At 41.8% G+C, this 10975-nt stretch carries 10 protein-coding genes; 1 reads left to right on the forward strand and 9 read right to left on the reverse strand.

Annotated features, from left to right (window positions below):
* Positions 1-25: 25 nt before the first annotated feature.
* Genes WKI49_06535 through WKI49_06570 form a run of 8 tightly spaced genes read right to left on the reverse strand, consistent with a single transcriptional unit; the run spans position 26 to position 8282 of the window.
* A complete protein-coding gene (locus WKI49_06535; GenBank protein ID MEJ7622143.1) occupies positions 26-934 on the reverse strand; it encodes a hypothetical protein in 909 nt (302 codons plus the stop codon).
* On the reverse strand, positions 931-1767 hold the full coding sequence (locus tag WKI49_06540; protein MEJ7622144.1) for a site-specific DNA-methyltransferase: 837 nt from the start codon (positions 1765-1767) through the stop codon (positions 931-933). Before WKI49_06540 ends, WKI49_06535 begins: the two co-directional genes overlap by 4 nt.
* Positions 1757-2914, reverse strand: a complete 1158-nt coding sequence (gene sucC / locus WKI49_06545) for an ADP-forming succinate--CoA ligase subunit beta (GenBank protein MEJ7622145.1) — start codon at positions 2912-2914, stop codon at positions 1757-1759. The genes WKI49_06540 and sucC overlap by 11 nt, the downstream gene beginning before the upstream one ends.
* A 45-nt stretch (positions 2915-2959) precedes the next feature.
* On the reverse strand, positions 2960-4219 hold the full coding sequence (murD, locus tag WKI49_06550; protein MEJ7622146.1) for a UDP-N-acetylmuramoyl-L-alanine--D-glutamate ligase: 1260 nt from the start codon (positions 4217-4219) through the stop codon (positions 2960-2962).
* Positions 4220-4253: 34 nt separating this feature from the next.
* On the reverse strand, positions 4254-6023 hold the full coding sequence (mrdA, locus tag WKI49_06555) for a penicillin-binding protein 2 (protein MEJ7622147.1): 1770 nt from the start codon (positions 6021-6023) through the stop codon (positions 4254-4256).
* A complete protein-coding gene (locus WKI49_06560) occupies positions 6020-6469 on the reverse strand; it encodes a hypothetical protein (GenBank protein MEJ7622148.1) in 450 nt (149 codons plus the stop codon). The genes mrdA and WKI49_06560 overlap by 4 nt, the downstream gene beginning before the upstream one ends.
* Positions 6466-7254 carry a rod shape-determining protein MreC gene (gene mreC / locus WKI49_06565; protein ID MEJ7622149.1) on the reverse strand — a complete coding sequence of 263 codons (789 nt, stop codon included), beginning with the start codon at positions 7252-7254 and terminating at the stop codon, positions 6466-6468. Before mreC ends, WKI49_06560 begins: the two co-directional genes overlap by 4 nt.
* Positions 7251-8282 (reverse strand): rod shape-determining protein, encoded by a 1032-nt coding sequence (locus tag WKI49_06570; GenBank protein MEJ7622150.1) that lies wholly within the window; start codon positions 8280-8282, stop codon positions 7251-7253. The genes mreC and WKI49_06570 overlap by 4 nt, the downstream gene beginning before the upstream one ends.
* A gap of 17 nt (positions 8283-8299) precedes the next feature.
* On the opposite strand from WKI49_06570, the gene WKI49_06575 reads away from it, so the two are divergent.
* Positions 8300-10393 carry a bifunctional (p)ppGpp synthetase/guanosine-3',5'-bis(diphosphate) 3'-pyrophosphohydrolase gene (locus tag WKI49_06575; protein ID MEJ7622151.1) on the forward strand — a complete coding sequence of 698 codons (2094 nt, stop codon included), beginning with the start codon at positions 8300-8302 and terminating at the stop codon, positions 10391-10393.
* Positions 10394-10413: 20 nt separating this feature from the next.
* Here the strand turns inward: WKI49_06575 and WKI49_06580 are convergent, their stop codons facing one another.
* Entirely contained in the window at positions 10414-10860 is a 447-nt protein-coding gene (locus WKI49_06580) for a hypothetical protein (protein MEJ7622152.1), read from the reverse strand.
* Positions 10861-10975: the final 115 nt, after the last annotated feature.

A 10975-nucleotide genomic window follows, 5' to 3' on the forward strand; every position in this document is an offset into this window, starting at 1 on the left:
TGAACCACTACTCTCGTGTTTTTGTCTACAAGGATTGCCATGACTTAACCTCCTTATAAATTTTTGCTATTTTTCTTTCCAGAAGCTCAGCTAACCTTAGGTAAGCAGGTTTGAGTCTCCCATCAAAGTTTTTGAAATACTTACATAATTCCTTCAATGTAGTTCCTTCCTTGAAAAGCACTTTCATTATTCCATCTTCTTCCCATAAAGCATCGTTCTCAACTATTTTCTTCCAGGTGCTTACTGATATGCCCTTTAATTTATTAAAACTATCTTCTACATCTGAGTCATAGTCTATTACTGGAAAATCTGGTAGGGTTTTCTTCCAGCTTTCTATACAACATACCAAATTATCCCAATCTTGACCTATACGGAAAAATTCAAATAGCTCTCTGCCATAAAAAAGATAAACCTCCAAGTTAAAAAAACTACTAAGCTCGCTTAACTTGCTCTCGTAATAATTTTTATTCTTCTGGAAGGTATTGTCAATAAAATACATTATTCCCACTAAGTTCTCATATTCGCCATAAACCTCAATAAACGCCTCTAACTTCCTTTGAAAATTAAAAATCTGCCCCTCTTTTTTAGACGAGTCATGGTCGTCTCTAACCTTTACTTCTATTAAATATGCAGATTTATCATCTTCAAGCAGTATATCCACGCTAAGATTTTTTCCATTGAAAGTTAATCTCTCGTTTACTTTTGAATTGAAACCATGTTCCTTAAAAATATTCGCTATTATATCTTCCATAGCATCACCAAATTTAATCTCGTGAAATTGTAGTAGAAATTGTATAGCTTTCGCATAGGGCTTAGTAGGTCTGAAAAGTCCTATAAACCTTTCTGGATTTTCCGCTAATCTCTCAATGAGTTCTTGTTTATCTTTACCAAATATGGCATCGTTTAGGACAGAAATTATATCTTCACACCTCATGTTTTAACCTGTTCGTATAGTGATTTAGTTCCTATAGAAGCTAACCTCTTTACTGTCCATTCTACATATTCCCCCTTCTTTTCTATCATAGTCCATCTTCGACCGAGCATGCTTGCGGTATAGCCAGTAGTCCCAACTCCAGCCATAGGGTCTAAAATAAGGTCTCCCTCCTTTGTAGAAACAAGAATTATTCTTTTAAGAAGTTCAACGGGTTTTTGTGTGGGATGAACTTTTTTGCCCTTTTCATCCTTTAGTCTTTCCTCCCCTGTGCATATGGGTATTCTCCACACATTCTCGTAAACCTTTCCAATGCCAAAGGCTTTTGCGTATTCTTTGTTAAAGGTGTATTTTTTGACGCTTTTGTCCTTTACAGCCCATATAAGTGTTTCTGTAGCGTTTGTGAACCTCACTCCAAGCCAATTAGGCATAGGATTAGTTTTTAGCCATATAACATCGTTTAATATCCAAAAGCCCATATCTTGCATTATCTTGCCCCAGCGGTGGATATTATGGTATGTTCCTATAACCCACAGAGTTGCGGTTTCTTTCATAACTCTTTTTACCCTTTGTAAAACCTCTTCCACAAAGCTATCATAGGCTTGGAAGCTTTCAAAGTTGTCCCACTCCTCGCACACTCCGTTAACCTCTGTGCGAACCTTCCATCTCCTTAACTGCTTTTTTGGAAGCTGAAGAAAGTAAGGTGGGTCTATAAAAACCATATCAAAAATACCATCTGGTAGCTTATCCATTACAGTCCTGCAGTCTCCGTGTATAAGAGTGTTTTCTGGATTAGAGCCAGTAAAGTCTTCTTCCCTTACCACACTAAAGTTCATTTCTTGCCAACTCCACCGCCTTCTTTGCACCGTCCCACATATCCACTGCGTTTATAAAGTTTAGTCCAGACTCAGCCAGAAGTCTTCTTCCCTCCTCTACGTTTGTCCCTTCCATACGAACCACAACTGGGACCTTTATTTCTACCATTTTTGCCGCCTCTATGAGACCATGGGCAAGCCTGTCGCATCTAAGGATACCACCGAAGATGTTTATAAAAACCGCCTTTACATTTTTGTCTGCCATGAGTATCCTAAAGGCGTTGGCTATCTGCTCCACGTTGGCACCACCACCCACATCAAGGAAGTTGGCAGGCTCTCCCCCTGCGAGCTTTATTATGTCCATTGTGGTCATAGCAAGCCCTGCACCGTTTACCATACACCCTATGTTTCCATCCAGCTTTATGTAGTTAAGGTTATACCTCTTTGCTTCCACCTCAAGAGGGTCAAGCTGAGTGAGGTCTTCAAGCTCTTCAAGGTCCTTGTGCCTTATCAGAGCATTGTCGTCTATCTCCACCTTTGCGTCAAGAAGCACAAGGTTTCCTTCTTTTGTAAGGACAAGTGGGTTTATCTCCACAAGGCTTGCATCAAGGTCAATATACGCCTTGTAGAGAGCCAAGGCTATCTTCACAAACTCGTTAACAGGGAGTCCAAGCTTAAAGGCTATCCTTCTTGCTTGAGAAGGCATAAGACCCAAGGCTGGGTCTATGTGGAGCATGTGTATGGCTTCTGGTTTTTCTTTGGCAACCTCCTCTATTTCCATTCCACCTTCCGCAGAAGCCATCAAAACGGGTTTAGAAACTGCCCTGTCAAGGGTTATAGAGAGGTAGTATTCCCTTTCTATGTTGGTAGCCTTTTCTATCCATACCCTGCTTACAGGTTTTCCATCAGGGCACTGGAAGGTCTTAAGCACTTTCCCAAGCATACTCTCCACCGCTTGCTGGAGTTCTTCTGCGTTTTTGACCAGCTTTACACCGCCAGCCTTTCCACGCCCACCGCAGTGCACCTGAGCCTTTACCACAAGAGGAAACTCCCCGAGCTCTTCGCACGCCTGCAGGGCTTCTTGAAGGCTAAAGGCTACTCTTCCCTCTGGCACAGGAAGACCGTATCTTTTCAAAAGCTCCTTTGCCTGATGCTCGTGCAGTTTCATGCCTGCCTCCGTAAAGGTTTGTGAGTTAAAAGATTATAACAAAGCTCATAGACTTTTGCCACCAAGCTCAAAAACTAACTCCTTAAACCTCTCCCCTCTTTCCTTGTAGTCTCTAAACATATCAAAGGAAGCACAAGCTGGAGAAAAGAGAATAATGTCTCCCTGCTTGGCAAACTCAAAGGCTTTTGATACCGCAGACTCAAGGTCTTTTTCCACATAGACCTCGCAACCCTGCCAAGCCTTTGCGATTTTCTCCCGTGCCTCACCTATGAGGATGCTGAACCTTGTCTTTTTCTTAACAAGCTCCTTTATACCTTCAAAATCTCCACCCTTGTCCTTCCCACCTGCTATTAAGATAACCTTACCATCCTCAAAACTTTCAAGAGCGGACCTTAAGGCGTTAACGGTGGTAGACTTAGAATCGTTGTATACCTCTACACCACCAAAACTTCCCATATACTCCATCCTATATGGCAGTCCAGAAAAGCTATAGAGAACTTCCTGTATTATCTCCTTCTCCACACCCATAAGTCTTGCCATAGCACCCGCAAAGAGGGCATTGTGCCAGTTGTGTTTTCCTCTTATTTTGAGCCTCTCCACTTCAAAGAGCTCCTCACCAAGAAAGTAGGCTTTGCCTTCTTTTATATAACCCTGTGAGCCTTCTTCAAGAAGTAAAAACTTCCTTGCCTTGCTTGGTGTCTCGCTAACCCTTGGGTCCCTTGCGTTCAATAATAGAAAATCCTCTTCTCCTTGTCTTGAAAAGATGTTTCTTTTGCTCTCAAGGTAGTCTTGGAGGCTCGGATGCCAATCAAGGTGGTCCTCCGAAAAGTTTAGAAAAGCACCCCCTATGGGTCTAAAGGTTTTTAGACTTTTACCCTGAAAGGAGGAAACCTCAAGCACCGCAAGACAAGAGGGATTGCTTAGAACTATCTCAGAGAAAGGCTTACCTGCGTTTGCTCCCTCCTCCACGTTGGCATAGACCTCTTTTAGCATAAGGTATGTAAGCCTTGTGGTGGTAGATTTTCCATCTGTGCCGGTGATAGCCAAGGCTTTGCCTTCAAAAAACCTCCAAGCGAGCTCAAGCTCTCCTATAACCTCTATACCCTTCCTTTGTGCTTCTTTCCAAAGAGCGTGATGTGGTGGTATGCCCGGAGAGAGAACCACCGTATCCACTATATGTAGGAACTCTTCAAAGCTATCACCCTTTGCATCGTCTCCTGCATACACCTCAAAGCCTTTAGCCTTCAAAAGGTTAACCGCAGACCTTCCACTAACGCCAAGACCCCAGACAAGAACTCTCTTCATTGAGTTTAAAATTCTACCATGGCGTTTTAGAACCTTAAGTAAGCTCCTTATGTATACCTTCCATATATATCCTTTCAAGAATCCTTCTCGCTATAGGCGCTGCTGCCGCACCTCCAGAACCTCCATGCTCCACAATAACCCCTATCACAAAAACAGGGTCTCTGTATGGTGCAAAACCTACAAACCACGCATGGTCTCTAAGATGATATGGCAGGTTTCTTCTTCTTACACTTAAGGCGGATACTTGAGCGGTCCCCGTTTTGCCTGCTATTTCTACTATCCTTGAAAAGGCGGAGGTAGCAGTTCCTGACTTTACTACACTTCTGAGTGCTTCCCTAACTATGGCAAAATATTCTGGCTTTGCCTTTACAACCTTGTATACGCTTCTTTTTGCTTTCCATATAGTATTACCCTTTGCATCCCTTTTCTCCTTAACCAAAATAGGTCTGTATATAACTCCATTGTTGGCTATTGCCATCATCATAAGGGTTTGCTCAAAAAGAGTGGACTTCATATATCCTTGCCCAATGGATATGTTAACCGTGTCTCCACCATACCAAGGCTCTTTTATTCTACTTCTTTTCCATTCAGGCGTGGGTATAAAACCTCTTGCAAGAGGAAGTTCAAAGGGTATTTCTTCTCCATAGGAAAAGCTCCTATAAACTCTCTCCATCTCTCTTGGACCAAGTTTGTAGTAGCCAAAGTGGTAAAAGTAAACATCGCAAGAATCTCTTATAGCTCCATGCAGGTTCTCCCAGCCATGCCCTCTTCTATTCCAACATGAAAACCTTCTGTTTCCAAGCTCAAAATATCCTCTACACACCACACCTTCCCTTGGAGACACACCCTTTTGGAGCAGAGCTATTCCCAGTGCAGGTTTTACAACAGACGCTGGAGGGTATTTTCCTTGCGTTGCCCTATTGAAGAGTGGTCTGAATTTATCGTTGTTGTATTGATGCCATAAGTCTGTTATTCTGTTTGGGTCAAAGGATGGATAGCTCAGAAGTGCCAACACTTCGCCCGTCCTCGTATCCATAATAAGAACCGCACCAGCCTTGTGTCCAGAATCCCTAAAAACCTCATAGGCTATTTTCTGTATTCTTGAATCTATGGTGGTTAAGATAGTTATTCCCTTTTCTGGCTCTTTATAACCGAGATTTCTTATAATCCTCCCCACTGCGTTTACCATAACCTCCTCAGCCCCCACTTTGCCCAGAAGTTCCGCATCAAAAGCCCTCTCAAGACCATACGCACCCACTAAACTTTGACTTCCTATCCTGTCCGCATATCGCTGAAAGTGTTTTTCCGTTGGGTAAGAAACATATCCCACTACGTGAGCACATACTTCACCTAAAGGATAGTTTCTTGTTGGCACAGTATTTATGAAAACTCCCGGTAGCTTGTAGCTGTAATTATAGAATTTATCTATATCCTCCTGTGTCTTTAACTCCGTTAAGAAAATAGGCTCTATAGTCTTCTTATTTTTTATGCTCTCATAGTCCAATTTTACCCCGAATAGTTTTTCAACATTTGACAAAACCTCCCTAAGATTATCTTCTTCTTGCAGTTTTTGATGGTCAAGAAGGAGTATATACTTGGGTGTATCGTAAGCCAATTTCTCTCCCCTCCTGTCTAAAATATCCCCTCTTTGAGGATATATGACCCTTTTCCTCACATAATTCCTCTGTGCAAGTTTCTTATAATATTCACCCTTAAAAAGCTGGAGATAGACCAGTCTGAGGAATATAAGAAGGTACACAAATAAACCAAAAAGCATAAGAAATAAAAGGCGTCTTCTACTCATGGTTCTCTGCTTAGCTGTTTTCCTGAAATAAGGTAGAGAAAGACAACTTCAAAGGTGAGACTCAAGGGCAAAAGCCAGAGGTTAAAGTCCGTATAGTATTTAAGTCTAAACAAAAGAATAAGCCAAAGTTTTTCAAGCAAGGAGAGAAAAAAGTAAGCAATCAGCAAAGAAAACTTGCTGGGAATTTCTATCCTCTGCCTCATCATATTAAAAAGAATAGCAAAAAATATATGCCCTGATAGATGCAATCCAAGAGAATCCAGAAATAGGTCAAGGAAAAAACCTGTAATAGAGGCTTTTTTAAGCCACCCTCTGTCTTCTCTAAAAAGGTAAAGGCATAGGTATGCGAGGAGAAAATTCGGAGACAAAAGCATGTTATGAAAGATACTGGTTAGCACAGAAGCCTGAAAATACGCAAGCAGGAATGCTATTATGTAAAACTTCATAACCTTTCCCTTATAACGACAAGAAAGGAAACTCTTCTTATGTCCAAGTAAGGCTTGACCTCTACCTTTTTAAAAAAGCCCTTTCCATCATGGTATACTTCTTCAACAGTGCCAATTTTGAACTGGGGGAAAGTTTTACCTGGAATTCTCACATAAACCACATCACCAATGTTTATTTCATCTTCTACCTTGACATATAGCAAAGACCCTGTAGGAAACCCTCCTTTGTATATATACGCCTTACCTCCAACCTCAGCACTAAGGGTGAATTCCTCAGAAAAAACAGTTCTTATTCTCGAAGAACTTCCATAAACGTTGTCTACGATACCCACCAGACCTTCTCCAGAAAAGGCTAACATACCCTCGGAGATACCACTATCTTGTCCTTTGTTTATGAGTACAAAAGTGTCCCTACCCGATGGGTCATAGGCAATCACGCTTGCATAAACTATTGAATATCTACTTAGATTGAAGGGTATATCCATAACTTGACTTAAGCTTTTGAGGTCTTTTTCGCAGGCAAGAAGTTGAGCTTTGTATAATTTGTATTCTTCAACCTCCTTTCTTAGTCTGCTGTTTTCTTCGCTCACATTTTTTAAAAACAGGTAAGTCTCTACAATTCTTTTTGTGTTTTCTTGTATATTACCCTTTAACTCCAAAAAAGGATAAACCGCTAATCTAAGAAAGTTATAAACTTGGTTCAGGTAGGGGAGCGTAGAGAAGTTGATAAAGTAAACTATAACGCTCAACAGTAGGGCAGTAATAGGTGCAATATAGCTTTTCATATCATGGAGACTTTCCTTATCAGTTCTATGTTATCAAGAACCTTTCCTACTCCGCGGGCAACTGCGGTTATGGGGTCTTCACAATAGTGGGTCTTTATGCCTGTTTCACGTTCAATTCTCACGTTAAGGTTTCTAAGGAGAGAACCACCTCCAGCCAAGGTTATGCCTCTCTCTGCAATGTCGGAAGCGAGTTCTGGTGGAGTCCTTTCTAAGGTAGACTTTACTGCGTTTACTATGGAAGCTATTACATCTTCAAGGGCTTCCGTAACATCCTTATTGCTTATCTTTACAACCCTTGGAAGCCCTGTTATATCCCTTCCTTTTATTTCCATAACTCTCTCTTCTTCCTCGTATATGGCACTGCCCAGTTCTATTTTTACCCTTTCTGCAGTCTGCTCGCCTATTAGAAGGTGATGTTTTTTCTTCACATGCTGTATTATAGCCTCGGTCATCTCATCGCCTGCTACCCTTATGGAATTGGAAACCACTATGCCCGCAAGCGAAATGACCGCTATCTCTGTAGTGCCACCGCCTACGTCTACTACCATATTGCCTATAGGTTCTTCTATGGGAAGCCCAGCACCTATGGCAGCAGCCATGGGTTCCGCTATGAGATAGACCTCTCTCGCTCCCGCACTTTTTGCAGCGTCAATGACCGCCCTTTTTTCTACCTGTGTAACCCCAGAGGGCACGCCTATGACAACTCTTGGTTTTGCCTTGAATATGCTTCCCCCTATTGCCTTGTTTATAAAATGAGAAAGCATAATCTTTGTGGCTTCAAAGTCCGTTATCACACCATCTCTGAGAGGTCTGACAGTTTGTATATTCTCTGGAGTTTTCCCGAGCATTTCCTTTGCCTCTTTACCTACCGCCAAAACTCTGCCAGAACGCACATCAATCGCAACGATGGAAGGTTCATGCAGCACTATACCCTTTCCCTGAGCGTAAACCACCGTGTTGGCAGTGCCGAGGTCTATGCCTATGTTGTTAACAATAAAGCCTAAAAGGTTTGCTAATTTGCTTAACATCTCTAATATTATAAACTATGGAAGCTACTTTAAACAGGAAATACGAAGAAAAGCTCTTCAAGGTCCTTGGATACGAAGACAGTAAGGTTAAAAAAGCTATTGAATTCATAGAAGAAAAACACGCAGGACAGTATAGAAAGTCTGGCGAACCCTATGTAGTCCATCCCTTAGAAGTTGCCATTATCCTTGCGGAGCTGGGTATGGACGTAGATACGGTGGTTGCAGGGCTCTTACATGACGTGCTTGAGGATACAGAGACCACATATGAGGAATTAAAGGAGAACTTTGGTAAGGATGTGGCGGATATAGTGGAAGGTGTAACTAAACTGGGAAAGATACACTTCAAGGATGTGCAGGCTCAAAAGGCGGAAAATTACAGAAAGCTCATCTTTGCCTTTTCAAAGGACCTAAGAGTGATATTTGTAAAGCTGGCGGACAGGCTTCACAATATGAAAACCTTGCAGTATTTTAGCAAGGAAAAGCAGGTTAGAATAGCAAGAGAAACCCTTGAAATATACGTTCCCATAGCAAACCGGCTTGGTCTTTGGAAGATAAAAACAGAGCTTGAAGACCTGTGTTTTATGTATCTTTATCCAAAGGAATACGAAGAGGTTAAAAACTTTGTGGGAAACACAAAAAAGGAACTTGAGGATTATCTCAAGAGGCTTTTTATACCAAAACTAAAGGAGGAGCTCAAAAGGGCGGGCATACGAGCACAGGTATTTTATAGACCAAAGCACTTATATGGCATATGGCAAAAAGCCTTGAGGAAAGGTATAAAACTTGAAGATGTGCATGATATCTTAGGTGTTAGAGTTATAGTAGACACAGTTCAAGAGTGCTATCTTGTGCTTGGCTTAGTTCATAGCGTATTCAAGCCAGTCCCGGGAAAGTTTGATGACTATATATCTCTGCCTAAGCCAAATCTCTACCAGTCCTTGCATACTACGGTTATAGGTCCAAAGGGTAGGATGGTGGAGGTGCAGATACGCACATGGGAAATGCATGAAAGGGCGGAAAAGGGTATTGCTGCACACTGGGCTTATAAAGAAGGCAAAAGTGTAAAGGATGGTGGAGTATACTCTTGGTTGAAGGGTCTTGTGGAAAGCATAAAGGGAAGCAAGAATCCTCAAGAGCTTTTGGAAAACCTAAAATTGGAGCTATTTTCTGAAGAAGTTTTTGTCTTTACTCCAAAGGGAGACCTTGTGGTTCTTCCAAAGGGTGCAACGCCTGTAGACTTTGCTTATCACATACACACAGATATAGGCAACCACTGTGCTGGAGCAAAGGTAAATGGCAGGCTTGTTCCTCTCAATTATAAACTTCAAAACGGGGACATGGTGGAGATAATAACCAATCCTAACAAGAAGCCTAATCAAGAATGGTTGAATTTTGTGGTTACCTCTAAGGCAAAAAGCAGAATAAAGGCGGTTTTAAAGGAGCTTGAAAGGGAGAGATACATACAGATAGGAAAAGAGAAGTTTGAGCTGTATTTACAAAAGCTGGGTATTGGCAGAGAGGTTTTACTGAATAAACTCATTGAGGAGACAAAGGCAAAAACAGAAGAGGAGCTTTATCTACTCTTGGGAAGTGGAAAGCTCTCAAAGGAAAGGGTATTCTCCCTTTTTAGGAAAACCCAAAAGGAAAAGCCTCCAGAAAGGGTAGAAGATATAATCCACATAGACGGGCTTGGGAACGTGCTACATACCCTTGCGGAGTGCTGTAATCCCTTGCCAGGAGAAGAGGTTTACGGCGTCATATCAAGAGGCAAGGGCTTGGTTATACATTCAAAGGATTGTCCTAACCTAAAGCATCTATGGAGTGTATCACCAGAAAAGGTCATAAAGGTCTTGTGGAGCAAGTCTCAAGGACTGCATCCAGTAAGGTTAAGGCTAATAGTCAAAGACCGTATGGGTATTTTGGGAGAAGTGACTACCACCATAGCAAAATCTGGTGCAAACATAACGGAAGCCAGAACCAAAAGCCTACCCTCTGGTCAAGCACTAATGGATTTTACACTGCAAGTGGAAAACTACCAGAGCTTTTTGAGGGTCAAGGAAGCTCTAAAGGGTTTAGAGGGTGTGGAAAGCGTGCAGAGGTTGATGGGGTGAGAAGATAGAAAGCTCAAAGCTCAATACAATCTGAAGTTTTCCCGAGATTTAAGTTCTTCTATTAACTTTTTCCTCAGATAAGGCAGTTGCTCATAAATGCTTCTGGCTATAAGCACGCCGTCCGCATCCCAGTTTCCTGCAGGCTCTGGTTCTACGTATGTAGGGTCTTTTCTTGCTATTTCTAGGTATCTAAATGCTACCGCTGTCATATGTATGTTCCATCTACCTACGCCAAAGAGTAAAAAGGTTTCCTCCACAAAACATCTGGGCAATCGCCTATATATTCCTTCCATTACATAATCAACGGTGGTTTCTGCCTTTTGATAAATATCTGATTCTTCGTTTCCTGCATTTATAAATACTCTGATTGTGACCCATTTTAGCATCTCAAAGAGTAAACCAGGTATAAGAAAACCCCACACAAGGTCCTCAAGTTTCTCTATGCCTGTTATGAGAAATTGCTTCACAGTAGTGAATTTAATACGGGCTATCAGAAAATTCAACTACTGCTACGTTGCTATAGGCTGAAACTCCAACTTCCCATCCTTCAAATCCACCATTACCCTTTGCCCCTCTTTTATC

This window comes from Aquificaceae bacterium, assembly GCA_037722135.1.
In the GTDB taxonomy this organism is placed as follows: domain Bacteria; phylum Aquificota; class Aquificia; order Aquificales; family Aquificaceae; genus Pampinifervens; species Pampinifervens sericum.